Source organism: Erwinia sp. PPS120, assembly GCF_047918655.1.
GTDB lineage: Bacteria > Pseudomonadota > Gammaproteobacteria > Enterobacterales > Enterobacteriaceae > Erwinia > Erwinia tasmaniensis_A.
Genome location: NZ_JBLREF010000005.1, coordinates 61,530 through 76,995, shown reverse-complemented (window position 1 = coordinate 76,995; position 15,466 = coordinate 61,530). Strand labels below are relative to the sequence as shown.

Annotated in this window: 14 protein-coding genes and 1 pseudogene; 5 read left to right on the top strand and 10 right to left on the bottom strand. The window is 55.4% G+C overall.

What is annotated here, in order from left to right; genetic code table 11:
* Nucleotides 1–112: 112 nt before the first annotated feature.
* Nucleotides 113–610: a Fe-S cluster assembly transcriptional regulator IscR gene (gene iscR / locus ACLRGG_RS02905; RefSeq protein WP_067707973.1), complete on the bottom strand. Its 498-nt coding sequence runs from the start codon at nucleotides 608–610 to the stop codon at nucleotides 113–115.
* Between the two features lie 164 nt (nucleotides 611–774).
* Nucleotides 775–1,503: a tRNA (cytosine(32)/uridine(32)-2'-O)-methyltransferase TrmJ gene (gene trmJ / locus ACLRGG_RS02900; RefSeq protein WP_416248340.1), complete on the bottom strand. Its 729-nt coding sequence runs from the start codon at nucleotides 1,501–1,503 to the stop codon at nucleotides 775–777.
* A gap of 119 nt (nucleotides 1,504–1,622) precedes the next feature.
* Here trmJ and suhB point away from each other — a divergent pair, with 119 nt between their 5' ends.
* Nucleotides 1,623–2,426 carry an inositol-1-monophosphatase gene (gene suhB, locus ACLRGG_RS02895; protein ID WP_416248339.1) on the top strand — a complete coding sequence of 268 codons (804 nt, stop codon included), beginning with the start codon at nucleotides 1,623–1,625 and terminating at the stop codon, nucleotides 2,424–2,426.
* A gap of 108 nt (nucleotides 2,427–2,534) precedes the next feature.
* Here suhB and ACLRGG_RS02890 read toward each other — a convergent pair whose 3' ends face one another.
* Together ACLRGG_RS02890 and ACLRGG_RS02885 are read right to left on the bottom strand one after the other, a co-directional pair.
* Nucleotides 2,535–3,620 carry a nickel/cobalt transporter gene (locus ACLRGG_RS02890; protein WP_416248338.1) on the bottom strand — a complete coding sequence of 362 codons (1,086 nt, stop codon included), beginning with the start codon at nucleotides 3,618–3,620 and terminating at the stop codon, nucleotides 2,535–2,537.
* Entirely contained in the window at nucleotides 3,611–4,258 is a 648-nt protein-coding gene (locus ACLRGG_RS02885) for a DUF1007 family protein (protein ID WP_416248337.1), read from the bottom strand. Before ACLRGG_RS02885 ends, ACLRGG_RS02890 begins: the two co-directional genes overlap by 10 nt.
* A 133-nt stretch (nucleotides 4,259–4,391) precedes the next feature.
* Here ACLRGG_RS02885 and csiE point away from each other — a divergent pair, with 133 nt between their 5' ends.
* On the top strand, nucleotides 4,392–5,660 hold the full coding sequence (csiE, locus tag ACLRGG_RS02880) for a stationary phase inducible protein CsiE (protein ID WP_416248336.1): 1,269 nt from the start codon (nucleotides 4,392–4,394) through the stop codon (nucleotides 5,658–5,660).
* Between the two features lie 53 nt (nucleotides 5,661–5,713).
* Here the strand turns inward: csiE and ACLRGG_RS02875 are convergent, their stop codons facing one another.
* Nucleotides 5,714–6,850 carry a 3-phenylpropionate MFS transporter gene (locus tag ACLRGG_RS02875; protein ID WP_416248335.1) on the bottom strand — a complete coding sequence of 379 codons (1,137 nt, stop codon included), beginning with the start codon at nucleotides 6,848–6,850 and terminating at the stop codon, nucleotides 5,714–5,716.
* Between the two features lie 105 nt (nucleotides 6,851–6,955).
* Entirely contained in the window at nucleotides 6,956–8,209 is a 1,254-nt protein-coding gene (gene glyA, locus ACLRGG_RS02870; protein WP_416248334.1) for a serine hydroxymethyltransferase, read from the bottom strand.
* 331 nt (nucleotides 8,210–8,540) lie between these two features.
* Between glyA and hmpA the strand changes: the two genes are divergently transcribed.
* Nucleotides 8,541–9,725 carry an NO-inducible flavohemoprotein gene (hmpA, locus tag ACLRGG_RS02865; RefSeq protein ID WP_416248333.1) on the top strand — a complete coding sequence of 395 codons (1,185 nt, stop codon included), beginning with the start codon at nucleotides 8,541–8,543 and terminating at the stop codon, nucleotides 9,723–9,725.
* Nucleotides 9,726–9,785: 60 nt separating this feature from the next.
* On the opposite strand, the gene glnB is transcribed toward hmpA, so the two are convergent.
* From glnB to ACLRGG_RS02845, 4 genes are all read right to left on the bottom strand, one after another.
* Nucleotides 9,786–10,124, bottom strand: a complete 339-nt coding sequence (gene glnB, locus ACLRGG_RS02860; RefSeq protein ID WP_067707944.1) for a nitrogen regulatory protein P-II — start codon at nucleotides 10,122–10,124, stop codon at nucleotides 9,786–9,788.
* A gap of 140 nt (nucleotides 10,125–10,264) precedes the next feature.
* Nucleotides 10,265–11,599 (bottom strand): two-component system response regulator GlrR, encoded by a 1,335-nt coding sequence (gene glrR, locus ACLRGG_RS02855; RefSeq protein ID WP_416248332.1) that lies wholly within the window; start codon nucleotides 11,597–11,599, stop codon nucleotides 10,265–10,267.
* A complete protein-coding gene (gene qseG / locus ACLRGG_RS02850; RefSeq protein ID WP_416248331.1) occupies nucleotides 11,596–12,342 on the bottom strand; it encodes a two-component system QseEF-associated lipoprotein QseG in 747 nt (248 codons plus the stop codon). The genes glrR and qseG overlap by 4 nt, the downstream gene beginning before the upstream one ends.
* Entirely contained in the window at nucleotides 12,342–13,772 is a 1,431-nt protein-coding gene (locus tag ACLRGG_RS02845; RefSeq protein WP_416248330.1) for a sensor histidine kinase, read from the bottom strand. The genes qseG and ACLRGG_RS02845 overlap by 1 nt, the downstream gene beginning before the upstream one ends.
* A gap of 815 nt (nucleotides 13,773–14,587) precedes the next feature.
* Here ACLRGG_RS02845 and ACLRGG_RS02840 point away from each other — a divergent pair.
* Both ACLRGG_RS02840 and ACLRGG_RS02835 read left to right on the top strand, forming a co-directional pair.
* Nucleotides 14,588–15,217 carry a type III secrection system effector, WxxxE family gene (locus tag ACLRGG_RS02840; RefSeq protein ID WP_416248329.1) on the top strand — a complete coding sequence of 210 codons (630 nt, stop codon included), beginning with the start codon at nucleotides 14,588–14,590 and terminating at the stop codon, nucleotides 15,215–15,217.
* 37 nt (nucleotides 15,218–15,254) lie between these two features.
* Nucleotides 15,255–15,407: pseudogene (locus ACLRGG_RS02835) on the top strand (Tn3 family transposase); the annotation flags it as partial.
* Nucleotides 15,408–15,466 lie beyond the last annotated feature (59 nt).

Genomic DNA, 15,466 nt, shown 5'->3' with positions numbered 1-15,466 from the left:
GACGTTCGGCTCCGTATCGCTCACAACCTGTCGGGTAGCTGACAGTGTGGCGACAGGTCCCTGCTGAGTTCACGAAAGGGAGTCGGGAATCAGCAGGGAGCTTTAGCAACCGTCAGGCACGCAGGTTGACGTTAATGGTTTCATGCGTGCGCCCGGCAGGCACACGATTTTTTTCAGTGGTGTTCTGGCGGTCGGCTACCTCAAGGATATCCTGATTATTGACCAGTTCAGCCAGCGTAATATTGTTCAGGAAGTCACTAATGCGCTCACTCAGATCGCGCCACAGTACGTGGGTCAGACAGCGTTGACCACCCTGACAGCCCTCTTTGCCCTGACACTTGGTGGCATCTACTGATTCGTCAACGGCGGTGATCACCGCACCAACGGCGATGGCATCGGAGGCTTTACCCAGCAGATATCCACCACCCGGCCCGCGAACGCTGGCAACCAGGCCATTTTTACGCAGGCGAGAGAACAGCTGCTCCAGATAAGAGAGGGAGATGCCCTGACGCTCTGAAATATCCGCGAGTGGCACCGGCCCCTCGTGAGAGTGCAGCGCAACATCAAGCATAGCGGTAACGGCATAGCGGCCTTTGGATGTCAGTCTCATGGCGTAAACGACCTCAGTTGTCCCCGAGTGGGGTTTAACAAAATGATGTTCGCAAGTCTGCCATTCCCGAGTGATTTGGTCAACTATTTAACCGAGTAAAATACTCAACTATTTAACCAGGTAATTTACTCAACTATTACTCGCTTTTCGCCGTCAGCCGATATTTACTTTTCGCCCTTAGGCTTCTCCACCGAAGAGAGCATGCCGCGCAGGATATTCAGCTCGTCACGCTCCGGGCGCGCCCGGGTATAGAGACGGCGCAGCTTGCTCATCACCTGGCCAGGATTACCTTCACGGATAAAGCCGCTTCTGACCATCATCTGCTCCATATGCTGATAGAAACGTTCGAGATCGTCCACCAGCGGATAGGGGGATCCCTCATACTCAGGCTTCGGCGTCTCCTGCTGCTGGAGCCAGGCCATGCGCACTTCATAAGCGACGATCTGCACCGCCATCGCCAGATTAAGCGAGCTGTATTCAGGATTGGCGGCAATGGCAACGTGATAGTGGCACTTTTGCAGTTCATCATTGGTCAGGCCCACGCGTTCGCGGCCAAATACCAGCGCAACCGGAGCCTGCTGCCCCTCCTCAACGCTTTTGATACCACATTCACGCGGGTCGAGCATCGGCCACGGCAGCGAACGGGAGCGGGCGCTGGTGCCAACCACCAGGCTACAGCCCGCCAGCGCGTCATCCAGCGTATCAACAATCTTCGCTTCGCCAATGACGTCACTGGCGCCGGCGGCCAGCGCAATGGCCTGCGAGTCGGGTTTTACCAGCGGATTAACCAGATAGAGGTTGGTCAGGCCCATGGTTTTCATCGCGCGAGCGACGGATCCCATGTTACCGGTGTGAGAGGTTTCCACCAGCACGATTCGGATATTTTGCAGCATTAGGAGTTCTGGTCTGTGAGATAATTTGGGGATACTAGCATATTTTCAGGACTTCTTACGATCTCCCTGCTATAATCCGCGCCGTTTTCCCGTTCTTTAACATCCAGTGAGAGAGACCGATGCATCCGATGCTCAACATCGCCGTGCGCGCTGCGCGCAAGGCCGGTAATTTAATTGCCAAGAACTACGAAACTCCAGACGCCGTTGAAACCAGCCAGAAAGGCAGCAACGACTTCGTTACCAATGTTGATCGCGACGCCGAGCGCCTGATTATCGAGGTGATCCGCAAGTCTTATCCGCAACACACCATCATTTCTGAAGAGTGTGGTGAATTAGCCGGTGAAGACAAGGATGTGCAATGGGTTATCGATCCACTGGATGGCACCACCAACTTCATTAAGCGTCTCCCTCACTTTTCCGTCTCTGTCGCCGTGCGCATCAAAGGCCGTACTGAAGTGGCCGTGGTTTACGATCCGATGCGCAATGAGCTGTTCAGCGCGGTGCGCGGTCAGGGCACGCAGCTAAACGGTTACCGTCTGCGCGGCAGCACCGCTCGCGATCTGGATGGCACCATTCTGGCAACCGGCTTCCCGTTTAAGCATAAGCAGCATGCCACCCCTTACATCAATATCCTTGGCAAGCTGTTTTCCCAGTGTGCTGATTTCCGTCGTACCGGTTCTGCCGCGCTGGATCTGGCCTACGTGGCTGCGGGCCGCGTAGACGGTTTCTTTGAAATTGGCCTGAAGCCATGGGATTTCGCGGCAGGTGAGCTGCTGGTACGTGAGGCGGGCGGCCTGGTGACTGACTTTGTTGGCGCACACGGTTATCTGACCTCCGGCAACATCGTTGCGGGTAATCCTCGCGTGGTGAAAGCGATGCTGGCTAATATGCGTGACGAACTGAGCGAAGCGCTTAAGCGCTAAGCCAGTGAGGCCACCCCGCCAGGCGGGATAAAGGGGCCGGGCATCGGGATCGCTTGCCCGACCCGGCCCCTGCTTTTCCATAAGTCAGGTCGTCTGTCGATGCCTGCCTCAGTGCAGAAACATCGGCCGAATGCCGCCAGACATTACCGGCTGAGCGCTCAGCCACAGCACACCGCCCATCAATACCAGCAGCATGCCGCCAGCCAGCGACAATACCGGACGTCCTGCTCTTTTCCACCCCGCCGGAGCGCCTTTGCGGCTGAGCTTAACCGCCAGCGCGCGCGAAGTCTGCACCAGCAGCGCCATCGCAGACACCGTAAACGCCGTTCCTGCCGCCATCGTCAGCGCAGAGAGTATCCCCCACAGATAGACGCCCGTAACCTTAGAAAACAGCAGCATCATAATGGCGCCCGAACAGGGGCGAAGCCCCATCGACAGTACCACCATCGTCTGAGTTTTCAGGCTGACCGCCTTTTCAAGCTGGGCGGCATCCGGTACGTGTAGATGCCCACAGCCGCACCTGACCGGGTGGGAGGGGGAGATTGTCTGTTGCCCGGACCGGGTGGCAGCAGTCCGCTGCATAAGCGTGTGCTGACCCGCAGGCAGGATGCCAGCCGGATGATCTCCGGCTGGCATCATCCGGCGGTATAAGGGCCTGCCCCGCCGCGCCTGCCAGAGGGCTGCTGCTGCCCGCCAGCAGAGCCACAGGCCCAGCCCCATCACCAGCAGATAACTCCCCTTTTCCAGCCAGTAGCTGCTGATATGCAGCTGGCGCGAGGAGAGTTTCAATGCGCCCAGCAGCACGGTTACCAGCATAATTGCCACACATCCCTGTGCCAGCGATGCCGCCAGCGTGAGCTTAAGGCTGGTTTTAACCCTGGTCGGATGGGTGGCGAGAAACGCGGCGATCACCACTTTGCCATGTCCCGGCCCCAGCGCGTGCAGTACGCCATAAGCCAGACTAAAGCCCATCAGCGACAGGCCCGCCTGTCGGGGATGGCTGGCGACCTGTTGCAACAGCGTGGTCATCTGCAGATGAAGCATTTTCTGCCACTGAATGCTTTGCAACAAAATCTGCGACCAGTGCTGCCAGACGACCAGCGCTATGCCGGTAAAAGCCAAAATCAGCAGCAGGGGCGGCCAGGCTGATGATCCCCCACGCAGGGATCGTGGCAGAGGTGATTTTAACGGCATATCAGCGTCACCGACTGGGCAAACTGCCGACCCAGATCATCATCTGCGCGCGGCGCATCAGCTTTATCCAGCGACAGCGCCAGGGCCTGCAGCGCAGCGTTGGGTTTCGGGGTCTTTAGCGTCATTTTGCACTGTTTTTCCAGCTCAGCGGGCACGTGCAGGGATTGTTCAGAATCGTAAGTCATATCCACAAAATAGGTCGGATCAAAGGTCGAGAACAGGTAGCGCTGGCCCGTCAGCGGCTGCGGTTCGGCCAGCGGCAGTACAAACTCGAGTACCGCCTTTGGCCCCTGACGGGAGAGGTGATACGCCGGGGGCAGGTTTTCAAACTTCACCGCTTTGCCCTCATGCCAGAACTCGCTGAAATAGTGCTGCCCCAGCACGTTTGCCATGACCTCTGCCGCCAGTTTTTTCCACACCACGCTGTCGGGGTTCGCGTCGCCCGCATCATAAAGCAGGTCCGCAGAGGTCATTTCATCCATCACCCAGTGCATTTTTAACCCGGTAAGCAGGTTATTTTTATGCACCAGCGTAACCTGCATGCTAATAAAACTGTGGGGGTGCGCCAGCGCATGCGTGGCTGTTGCCAGCAGCATGGCGCACAGCAACAGCCTTTTGCATATGTTATAAAATAACAATTGAAAATTCCTCATCCTTCATCAACAAAATTTGTGACCCGGCTAAAAGCTTTGAATAAATCGGCGGCTGGATCCAGCAGCCGGTAGCGAAGAGTCTATTCTTAGAAGGTTACATTTACCGGGACCGCAGACAATGAGTTCACCCCCCGTTGAGAATTCTGCCCTCTCCACCTCGCAGCGTCACTGCCACCTCCTTTTGACGTTATTTCTTTCTGCCTCATCCACCAGCCTTGAAACCCTGAGCCAGCTTAACGGCGTCAATCCTTCCGTCACCCAACAGGATCTTATTGAAGTTGCCTCAGCAATCCAGCGTTATCACCGGCTGAAGCTTACCTGCTGCCCGGCTGGCCTCTATCGGGTAGAGGGGGAAGCGCTGGATCGGCGGCTCTGCCTGGTCTACTGGCTACGCCGTGCGCTGCGGCTATCGCCAACGTTCATTAAGCATCATTTTGCGCCGGCGATCAGGCTCCAGCTACAGTCCAGCCCGATAGCCCCCTCCCTGTATGATGAGATAAAGCTACATCAGCTGTTAACCCAGTGCGCACTTAAGCTTTCACGCGAGTTCTCCGAGCGCGACGGCCAGTTTCTCCGACTTTTTATGCAGCATATTCTGTGCAATCGCTGCTGCACGCCGTTTACCCCTTCCCAGCGCGTATGGCTTACCGCGCGCATTGAGCACCAGGTCGCCGATGAAATGATGTCGCAGTGGTGGCAGGACAGCGGGCTGATATCGGAACCCGGTGACGTGCTGCTGTTTGCGCTGTTGTTCAGTCAGATGCACATTCCCTCGGTCGACGAGGCGCAGCATGAACACGAGCGGGCCTTACTGCATGCGGTAAAAGAGTTAATTGTGCGCTTTCAGTCGTTTTCCGGCATGCGATTCAGTAATAAGGAGGGGATTTGCAATCAGCTGTATACGCACCTGGCGCAGGCGATGGAGCGGTGCCTGTTCGGCATTGGCATTGATAATACCCTGACGGAAGAGGTGGGACGCCTCTACCCCAAACTGCTTCGCACCACGCAAAAGGCGCTGGCGGGTTTTGAACAACGCTACTGTCTGACCTTTTCGCCCGAAGAGGTGGGGTTGATTACCGTCATCTTCGGCGCGTGGCTAATGCAGGAGAGCGTTTTACAGGAAAAACAGGTGCTGCTGCTGACCGACGGTAACCCGGCGCTCGAACAGCAGATTGAGCAACAGCTGAGAGAGCTGACGCTGATGCCCCTGAACATTAAATATCTTGAGGTCGGCGAATATCAGCGCAGCAGCGCGCCAAAGGGGATTTCGCTGGTGGTAACGCCCTACGCCACCCCGCTGCCGCTCTACTCGCCGCCGCTGATCCACGCCGAGCTGCCTTTACAGCCGCACCAGCAGCAGCGAATTCGCCAGCTGCTGGAGTCGTAAATGTCAGGCCCGGGCCTGGCCGCTGACGTCACGCGCCTGAAACGCCTGGCCGTTCAGGAACCCCCTGGCCGCAGCAACAGCGCGGGCACCACCAGCGCCGCCATCACCCAAAAAATTCCTCCGTGGAGCGGCTGATACAGCACTCCGCAGACCATGGTCATAACGGCGATACCGCCGCCCATCGCCAGGGCAGAGTAAATGGATTGCAGACGGATAACCTCGGCCCCCTGCCGCGCCGCGATAAATCGCATGGCCGCAAGATGGCAAACGGTAAAGCTGCCGCAGTGCAGGAGTTGCGCCACAATCAGCCACGGAAGCACCGTCGTCGCACCCAGCAGGCTCCAGCGGATAAGGGCGCAGACGCCCGACAGCAGCAGGAGCTGGCTGGCACTCCAGCGGCGAAACAGCCGGTGGCTGAAGGCGAAGATGACGATCTCAGCAACGACGCCCAGCGACCAGAGATAACCGACCACGCTGGCGGAGTAGCCCGCGTCCTGCCAGTAAATGGCGCTAAAACCGTAGTAGGCCGCATGTGCGCCCTGCATTAACGTTACGCAGAGCAGAAAGCGCCACACCGCGTTCTCCTTAAGCAGGCGCTGCCACTCCGGCCAGCCTGTCCGCACACTCTGCTTCGTGTCACCCTGCGGCATAACGGAGGGGCGCATAAGCATACCGGCGAACATGGCCGCCACGCCAAGACAGAGCATCGCCAGCACCGCCTGATAAGAGAATACATTCACCAGCACGCCCGTGAGCGCGGAACTGATCACGAATGCCAGCGATCCCCAAAGTCTGACTGGCCCATAGGCCATGCCAATCTGGCTGAGCCAGGTCGATGCCAGCGCATCGCTAAGGGGCACCAGCGGCGAGAAAAACAGATTAAAGGCAATCATCACCAGCAGTAGCCATACCCAGAAGGCGCTCACCCAGAAGCTGAGGACAAAGAGCAGCGACAGCAGTGCCAGCAGGCGGAGTACGGTGATAAGCTGCGAGGGGTGAGTTACGCGAGAGGCAATCAGCAGGCTGCCGAGAAAGCGGGCAATCATGCCGCAGCCGAGCAGCAGGCCGATTTTCTCAGCCGTCAGGCCAGCACCTTTCAGCCAGACGGCCCAAAAAGGCAGCCAGACGCCCCAGGCAAAAAAGTAGGTGAAGTATCCCAGGCCAAGCCAGTAAGCAGAACGAATGGTCATTTTCCCTCCGACGATGTGCGCGCTACTCTGTCAGAGGCGAGACTTAAGATCAAACAACGGGACAATTTGTCCCGTTGTTATCACATTTCAGGTGCGCGGAGCGTATCAGGCATACACGGGGAAACGCGCACAGAGCGCCAGAACCTGTTTCTTCACGCGCTCAATAGTGCCTTCGTCACTGATGTTATCAAGGATATCGCTGATCCAGCCGGCCAGCTCGCGCACTTCCGCCTCTTTGAATCCCCGACGGGTAATCGCAGGGGAACCGATACGGATACCGGAAGTGACAAACGGGCTTTTCGGATCGTTAGGCACGCTGTTTTTGTTAACGGTGATATTTGCACGACCCAGCGCGGCATCCGCTTCTTTACCCGTCAGGTTTTTATCCACCAGGTCCAGCAGGAACAGGTGATTATGGGTACCGCCTGAAACCACGTTATAACCGCGCGCCAGGAACACCTCGACCATCGCTTTAGCATTTTTTGCGACCTGCTGCTGATAGACCTTAAATTCCGGCTCCATCGCTTCTTTCAGCGCGACCGCTTTACCGGCAATCACGTGCATCAGCGGGCCACCCTGGCCACCAGGGAAGACGGCGGAATTCAGCTTTTTATACAGATCTTCGTCACCGCCCTTCGCCAGGATCAGACCACCGCGCGGCCCTGCCAGGGTTTTGTGGGTCGTGGTGGTTACGATATGGGCATGGGGCACCGGGTTCGGGTAGACGTCGGCCGCAATCAGGCCTGCCACGTGCGCCATATCTACGAATAGCCAGGCACCGATGCTGTCAGCGATTTCGCGCATTTTTGCCCAGTCGCAAATACCGGAATAGGCTGAGAAGCCCCCAATAATCATTTTTGGCTTATGCTTCTGCGCCTGGGCGGCCAGATCGTCGTAGTCAATTTTACCGGTTTCATCGATGCCGTACGGCACCACGTTATACAGCTTACCGGAAAGGTTAACCGGCGAGCCGTGCGTCAGGTGGCCGCCATGCGCCAGGTTCATACCCAGAATGGTATCGCCCGGCTGAAGCAGTGCGGTGTAGACCGCAAAGTTGGCCTGAGAACCGGAGTGAGGCTGCACGTTGGCGTAGTCGGCCCCGAACAGCGCTTTAGCGCGATCGATAGCCAGCTGCTCAACGATATCAACGTATTCGCAGCCGCCGTAGTAGCGTTTGCCTGGATAACCTTCGGCATATTTGTTGGTCAGCTGAGATCCCTGCGCCTGCATGACGCGCGGGCTGGTGTAGTTTTCGGAAGCAATCAGCTCAATATGCTCTTCCTGACGCACTTTTTCCTGCTCCATCGCCTGCCACAATTCGGCATCGTAATCAGCAATATTCATATCACGCTTTAACATCCGCATCTCCTGACTCAGCTAACTTCATATCGGTATTTAACGGCCCTTTAGGGCGAAGACACACAGTGTAAACTGTTTTACCAGGCGAGGGGTAGCCACAAAGCAGGCTTTTTACGCAAACGATTGGCCGGAGAGCCGACAAGGGTTGATTACCTTTTTTGCAAGCCTGATTGTCCACCATTTTCGTTATCGCCCCCTTCATCAGGATCCACCTGATGCCTGGCGTGGCAGCCTAATTCCCTGCTAACTGCGCGGAGAATTTTACATCGCAAATTATCGCGCGATAAGATGAACGGGTAAGTTAACTTAATACATAACGCATGGAGAGCCTATGTTAGACGCTAAAACGATTGCCGCCGTAAAAGCCACTATCCCCGCCCTGCTGGCTGTCGGTCCCGCCCTTACTCTACGCTTCTACGATCGAATGCTTCGTGCTAATCCTGAGCTACAGGATATTTTCAATATGAGCAATCAGCGCAATGGCAGCCAGCCTGAAGCACTGTTCAATGCTCTCTGCGCTTACGCCTGCAATATTGAAAATCTTGCCGACCTGCTGCCTGCGGTGGAAAAAATCGCCCAGAAGCACACCAGCTTTGCCATTCAGCCCGATCACTATCAGATTGTCGGTACGCACCTGCTGGCAACGCTGGAGGAACTGCTCAGCCCTGGCGAAGAGGCGCTGGAGGCCTGGGGCAAAGCCTATAACGTGCTGGCGAGTGTTTTTATTCAGCGTGAGGCTCAGATCTATCAACAGGCGGAAGCCAAACCAGGCGGCTGGCGCGCACCGCGGACCTTTCGCATCAGCGCGATTACCCAGGAGAGCGATGGCATCAAAGGCTTTATTCTGCAGCCGGTGGATGGTCAGCCCGTGATGGACTATCAGCCCGGACAGTATCTGGGCGTCTGGCTGTGCGCAAAAACCGTTGAACATCAGGCGATCCGGCAATATTCACTGACCCGCGCACCCAATGGTCGGGATTACCGCATTGCCGTTCGTCATCAATCCGGCGGCATCGTTTCAGGCTGGCTGCATCACCAGGCGCAGCCAGGTGATGAAATCCAGCTGGCTGCGCCGGCTGGCGATTTCTTTCTGTCAGTCACGCCAGAGGTGCCAGTCACGCTGATCTCCGCCGGTGTGGGCCAGACGCCTGTGCTGGCGATGCTGGACGCGCTGGCGGCTCAGCGCCACTCAGCCCATGTCAACTGGTTCCATGCGGCGGAAAACGGCTCAGCGCATGCATTTCGGCATGAGGTCGCCGCGACAGCACAGCGGCTGCCGGATTTCTCACAGCATATCTGGTATCACGCACCGCGTGAGCAAGACAGCGGTCAGTTTGATACGGAAGGTTTGATGAATTTACTGCCGCTGGAAAGTCAGCTGAGCGATCCGGCCTGCCGCTATTACCTCTGCGGTCCGGTGGGGTTTATGCAGGCAGTGGCGCAGCAGCTACTGAAGCTGGGGATTGACGCATCCCGTATTCACTATGAGGTGTTCGGACCGCATAAGGTTCTCTGACCTTCCGGCAGAGATCGCCGTCCATGATGGGCGGCGAACGCTCCGGCGCAAGGCAGGGACTCAGATTGCCTCTTCGTCTTCTTCGCCGGTACGAATGCGCACTACGCGGGCCACGTCGAAAACAAAAATCTTGCCGTCACCGATTTTACCTGTATGCGCGGTGCGCATAATGGTGTCCACGCAGGTGTCGACGATATCATCAGCAATCACGATTTCAATCTTTACCTTCGGCAGGAAATCGACCATATACTCGGCACCGCGATAGAGCTCGGTATGGCCCTTCTGGCGACCAAATCCTTTCACTTCGGTCACGGTCATTCCGGTAATGCCGACCTCGGCCAGCGCTTCGCGCACGTCATCGAGTTTGAACGGTTTGATAATGGCATCAATCTTTTTCATGGCAGACCCTTTTCAGTCCCCCCATCCGGGAGGGCAATGTTTAATCAGACTATGTGCAGCGAGCAGAGACTGTCGCGCGCTCCGTCTCTTTTCAGCATGCTACGCTACCATATCCCATCGGGGCAGCGGCACGGAATATACTATTCCTTAAAATCTGAGGCATCCAGCTCGTGCCGCGACAGCAGCTTATAGAACTCAGTGCGGTTGCGCCCCGCCAGTCGGGCGGCATGAGTCACATTCCCTTTTGTCATCTGAAGAATCTTTCTTAAGTAGTTAAGCTCGAACTGATTTCTGGCTTCCGCAAAGGTGGGCAGCGCACTATTCTCCCCTACCAGCGCCTGTTCAACCAGAGCATCGCCGATGACCGGCGCCGTGCTTAACGCCACGCACTGCTCAATCACGTTAACCAGCTGGCGGACATTGCCTGGCCAGCTGGCGGACATCAGTCGCTTCATCGCCTCAGTGGAAAACCGGCGCACTGAGGGTTTATGGCGCTCGGCTGACTGCTTAAGCAGGTAGTTTGCCAGCAGCGGAATATCTTCCGTCCGCTCCTGAAGCGTGGGGATCTTAAGGTTTACCACATTCAGCCGGTAAAAGAGATCCTCGCGGAACTCCTTTTTCTCCATGGCCTTAGGCAAATCGCGATGCGTGGCGGAAATAATTCGTACGTTGATATCCAGATCGCGGTTACTGCCCAGCGGCCGCACTTTGCGCTCCTGGATCACCCGCAGGAGTTTTACCTGCAACGCCGGTGGCATATCACCGATCTCATCCAGAAACAGCGTTCCGCCCTCTGCTGCCCGGAACAGCCCTTCGCGGCTGCTGACCGCGCCGGTAAAGGCTCCTTTTCCATGACCAAAAAGTTCCGACTCCAGCAGCTGCTCCGGCAGCGCGCCGCAGTTGATAGCGATAAAAGCCTGGTTCGCGCGTGGGCTGGCAGCATGGATAGCCTGCGCCAGAATCTCTTTACCGGTACCGCTCTGCCCGTTGATCAGCACGCTGACGTCCGACTGGGCAACCATTCTCGCCTGCTCCAGCAGACGGAGCATCAGCGGGCTGCGGGTCACGATGCCCTCACGCCAGCTTTCGTCCCCGGCCGGCGCGCGATGTGCCAGGGCCTGATCGATAGCGCTATAAAGGGCATCGCGGTCCACCGGTTTGGTCAGGAAGCCAAATACCCCCTGCTGGGTAGCGGAAACGGCATCGGGAATTGAGCCATGCGCCGTCAGGATAATAACCGGCATGCCCGGCTGCTGCTTCTGGATTTCGCTGAACAGCGCAAGGCCATCCATCTCATCCATGCGCAGATCGCTGATCACCAGATCGATGCGCTCCTTGTACAGCATTTTTAAGGCTTCAGGCCCGCTGGCTGCGGTACAGACGCTAAAGCCCTCGCTGGTTAGACGCATGCCTAACAGTTTAAGCAGGCTGGGGTCATCATCCACCAGCAGCAGATTCGACGATTTTTTTATCATGGCTGCGGGGCATCCTGGGTTGTGTTATCCGGCACGCTGGCACTTTCGCTCTGTGCACCGCCATTTTTATCTGCGTGACCGTTATCTGAGGTATCAGGCGAGCGGCGCGATGAGAGCTGTCGCTCAATGTCGGTCAGCGTTTGCAGCTTGCGGCGAACCAGCATCAGCTCTTTATTCTGGGCGATCTGCTGCTGGCGCAGGGCATCAAGCTGAGCGTCGCTGCTTTGTTGCAGATGATGATAGCGCGTACGCGCTTCGGACAGTTGAAGCTGCGCCAGCTGGTTATCGCGCCAGAGCTGGATGAGCGGCCGCAGGGGGACGGGATAATCACCTATAAACCCATCCAGCCGCTGCAAATACTGCCGCCTTTCCACCGGCGTTTCATTACCATTATCCATCAGTACCGCCTGCTTAAACGCGCTCTGCAAGTCATCTGCCGGCCAAAGTCTGGCCTGCGCGCGTGCCTCCGCAGGTGACAACCTCACTGCACAGTCGATGGTTCTCAGCCAGTAGAGACTGCTGTCAATGGCTTTGTTATCCGGCACCCCCCAGATCTCCCCGCAGGCCACCAGCGAGTAGTTAACGACTTTGATTTCAGGTTCGGGCAGTAAATTCATAGCGCTGACCCGCGGATCGGGCGCGTTGTTCACACAGGCCGCCAGCGCCGTTGCCAGCAATATAGCCAGCGCTACTCTGCAACAGGGAGCAGAACACATGGCTGAAAAAAGGCGGGATGATTTCATTATTTTTCGTTCCCTGAGAGAGTATTAAGTTCGATACGAAAACAGACCGCCGCCGCATCGCTTTCCACCAGCAGGAGTTCTCCCCCCAGCCGATGGATGGAGTCTTTGGCGATGCTCAGGCCCAGTCCGCTACCTTTCACGGCGCCTTTACGCTGGAGGCTGCCCTGATAAAAGGGTTCAAATATTAGCGCCTGCTCGGCAGCGGGGACGGGCGTTCCGGTATTGGCTACCTCCACCAGTACCCTGCCGCCCTGCCGACGGCTGCGGATCCAGATGGTACCGGATTCACTGCCGTAATGTATTGCATTCGAGTAAAGATTATCGATCGCCCGCGACAGCAAGGCAGGTTCGGCAAGGCAGCTTGCTTCGGCGAGATTTACGTCGGTGCGCATCGACTTGGCGCGCGCCGTCAGGCTGTGCGTGGCGATGACCGCTTCCACGAGGGGAGCAAGGGCCACCGGGGCCCGTTCTGTCGGTGCGTCTGACAGTTTGCGATTATAGTCCAGCAGCTGTTCAATCAGCCGCTGGAGATGGCGGCTGCTTTCATCAAGAATGCTCACTACTTCATGCTGATCAGGCGTAAGCGGCCCGGCTATTTCGTCCGCCAGCAGCGCCGTCCCCTCACGCATGCTGGCCAGCGGCGTTTTCAGCTCATGGGAGATATGACGTAAAAACTCATATCGCTGGAACTCCAGCCAGGCCAGGCGCTCACTCAGCCAGAGGATCCGCTGGCCCAGCGAACGCAGCTCTCGCGGCCCCTTTGCAGCCAGGTTATGTCCGGGCGGCTTGCCCTCGCCAAGACGGTTAATCATTCGCTCCACCGCCTTCACCGGCCCGATAATCATGCGGGTGAACAGCAGAACCAGACCGAGGCTGAGCAGAAAGAGGATCAGCGCCTGCCAGCCAAAATACTGCCCCCGCTCGGCAATTTCTCGCTGCAGCTGTAACCCGCGTGAGAACACCACCTCCCGCGTGGACTGCACCAGCTGCGTATTGGCGGCGGAGAAAGCCTCCAGCTCGTCGGATGCGGCTTTAACTGGGCTACTATTGTCACAGGCGATGTCGCTGAGCTGCACCAGCCCCCGCCGCAGCGCATCGTAGATGCGCACATCCGGCAGCACGGATCCGTGTGCATCCAGCATCCGTGCATATTTAACCCGCTGGGTCTGATAAAGACTGGCCAGCATCGGATCGTCAAGCACGCAGTATTGCCGGTAGCTGCGCTCCAGTTCCAGCGCGGTGCGTGCCATCGCCTCACTGCGGCGCACATCGGTGAGGGTCGTCCGGTTGGTTTCTGCCGCGCGATCGCTTAAAGCAGACAGGCTTTCCCATGCCTGCCAGGCCAATACCAGTAGAGGAAGCAGCACTAACAGAAACGCCATCAGCACCAGCTGGCGAAGGGAGCGGGGAAACAGACGCCATTTTTTCACGGAACACCCTCACAGAACATAACGTCTGGATGCTAGCTGACCCGGGGGCGGGAGGGAAGTGCTGCCATCAAAACGAAAAATGGCAGATTCAAAGAATCTGCCATTTGCCCGGAAGCCTGCGCTCCCTGAAATTAGGTGGTGCCTAACTCAACGTTGCGTCCGAAAGTTGATAAAGCCACGGAGTGGACAAATATCGGTTTGGTGGACGGCAGGCACCGTATTGTGCGTCATTCGATGTGTTATGAAGCGCTTGACCGCTTTTGCAGGGCTGTCGTAACGAGGTGAATGAGCCACTGGCTGTGTAAGAGCAATTAACGTGCCACCTCTGCGTTTTTTATTTAATAACTAATTTTTTCAACAACCTGCTGAACATGATTTGTTTTATAAGCAACTAAAACGCCACCTTTGAGCATTAAAGTGTCGCTATTTGACAACAGATTTAACGCCCGTTGCCACATTTGTTAAATAACATAAAGTTAAATGTCTCCAAAGGAAGACAGGTATTTTACAGCCTGTCGTATATATGCAACACTTACGCCATGCATCTTAAGACATATGACTTACTGACAGGAAAGCCCCCCAACGCGCTGAGGCTCAGAGGGGTCAGGTTGGATATCGAAAATTATCATACTTTTAGAATGAATCTTGACCATTCAGATAGCGTTGTGGAATAAATCAGACTGGGGGCGAGCGTCCCTGTGGCTTGTCGGATTTTCAGTCTATAATTGGGTTCCAGCCCCCGAGTAAGAGCGTTATTTTATATAAAAAAATTCAATTTATGCTCTAATACGCATTTGAAACTTTAAGGTGTATATATGAATTCTAATCTTTCGAAAGCGTCATCTTATTTAGTAAAAAAAATATGCAGCAGAAAAATCGAAAATCTGGGGATTGAGTTTGCGCAAAAAAATGGATTTATTGGGAATCTTTTAAATATAAAAAATGAAGTCATTACTTTCTCTTTTAATGGAAAAAAGGAAACATTCAAAAGTAAAGATATCTATTCAGTGATAGATAAAGCCCTCAAAGGTAGTAGAAAAACAGAATGGCTTAAGGAGGAAACGATGAAAATTTTATCCTCCGAGGTTAATAAAACTATCGATGCAGCATGTAAAGAACTGGGTTACATTATAAACAACAAACAGAAAAATGATATTTTTTGTAAAATATCATCGGGGATTGGTAAGATTAAATTAGATCCGAAATGTACGCAAAGTAGTATCTCACAAATACTGTATAACAATAAGTCTGTATCAGAACGGATTGAGAGATTATCTGCTTTTTCGCAATCTCGGGATGAAAAAAATGAATTAACTAATACCCTAAATTCAGTACTGACCAATCGGGTTTTCATGAAAAAGTTTGGGGGTATCGATCTAAATCAGTTAAGAGAAAAAACGGCGGAAGCAATGGTGTTTTTGGTAAAATCAGCTCATAACAACTGAGTATCAACTTTCGTGTTTTTTTAAAGACCCTAAGCCAGAACATCAGCGCTATCGCGCCAGCGGACTGACGCTGTTGACGGTTGCGATCTCACTCTGGAATAACGTGTATACGGAAAGAACTGTCGGTGCCCTAAAGCGCAAAGGGGTTAAGATCAACGAGCATTTGCGGTCGCATTTGCCACCATTAGGTTGAGAGCATATCAATCTGACAGGTGATTAAACCCGAAAAAGCAATAGGATACCGGCTTC

Coding starts and splice junctions, on each gene's coding strand:
- ACLRGG_RS02875 (WP_416248335.1), bottom strand. CDS start 6,850: ATGACCATTCGTTCTGCTTACTGGCTTGGCCTGGGATACTTCACCTAC.
- ACLRGG_RS02840 (WP_416248329.1), top strand. CDS start 14,588: ATGAATTCTAATCTTTCGAAAGCGTCATCTTATTTAGTAAAAAAAATA.
- suhB (WP_416248339.1), top strand. CDS start 1,623: ATGCATCCGATGCTCAACATCGCCGTGCGCGCTGCGCGCAAGGCCGGT.
- qseG (WP_416248331.1), bottom strand. CDS start 12,342: ATGAAATCATCCCGCCTTTTTTCAGCCATGTGTTCTGCTCCCTGTTGC.
- ACLRGG_RS02890 (WP_416248338.1), bottom strand. CDS start 3,620: ATGCCGTTAAAATCACCTCTGCCACGATCCCTGCGTGGGGGATCATCA.
- csiE (WP_416248336.1), top strand. CDS start 4,392: ATGAGTTCACCCCCCGTTGAGAATTCTGCCCTCTCCACCTCGCAGCGT.
- glyA (WP_416248334.1), bottom strand. CDS start 8,209: ATGTTAAAGCGTGATATGAATATTGCTGATTACGATGCCGAATTGTGG.
- hmpA (WP_416248333.1), top strand. CDS start 8,541: ATGTTAGACGCTAAAACGATTGCCGCCGTAAAAGCCACTATCCCCGCC.
- trmJ (WP_416248340.1), bottom strand. CDS start 1,503: ATGCTGCAAAATATCCGAATCGTGCTGGTGGAAACCTCTCACACCGGT.
- glrR (WP_416248332.1), bottom strand. CDS start 11,599: ATGATAAAAAAATCGTCGAATCTGCTGCTGGTGGATGATGACCCCAGC.
- glnB (WP_067707944.1), bottom strand. CDS start 10,124: ATGAAAAAGATTGATGCCATTATCAAACCGTTCAAACTCGATGACGTG.
- iscR (WP_067707973.1), bottom strand. CDS start 610: ATGAGACTGACATCCAAAGGCCGCTATGCCGTTACCGCTATGCTTGAT.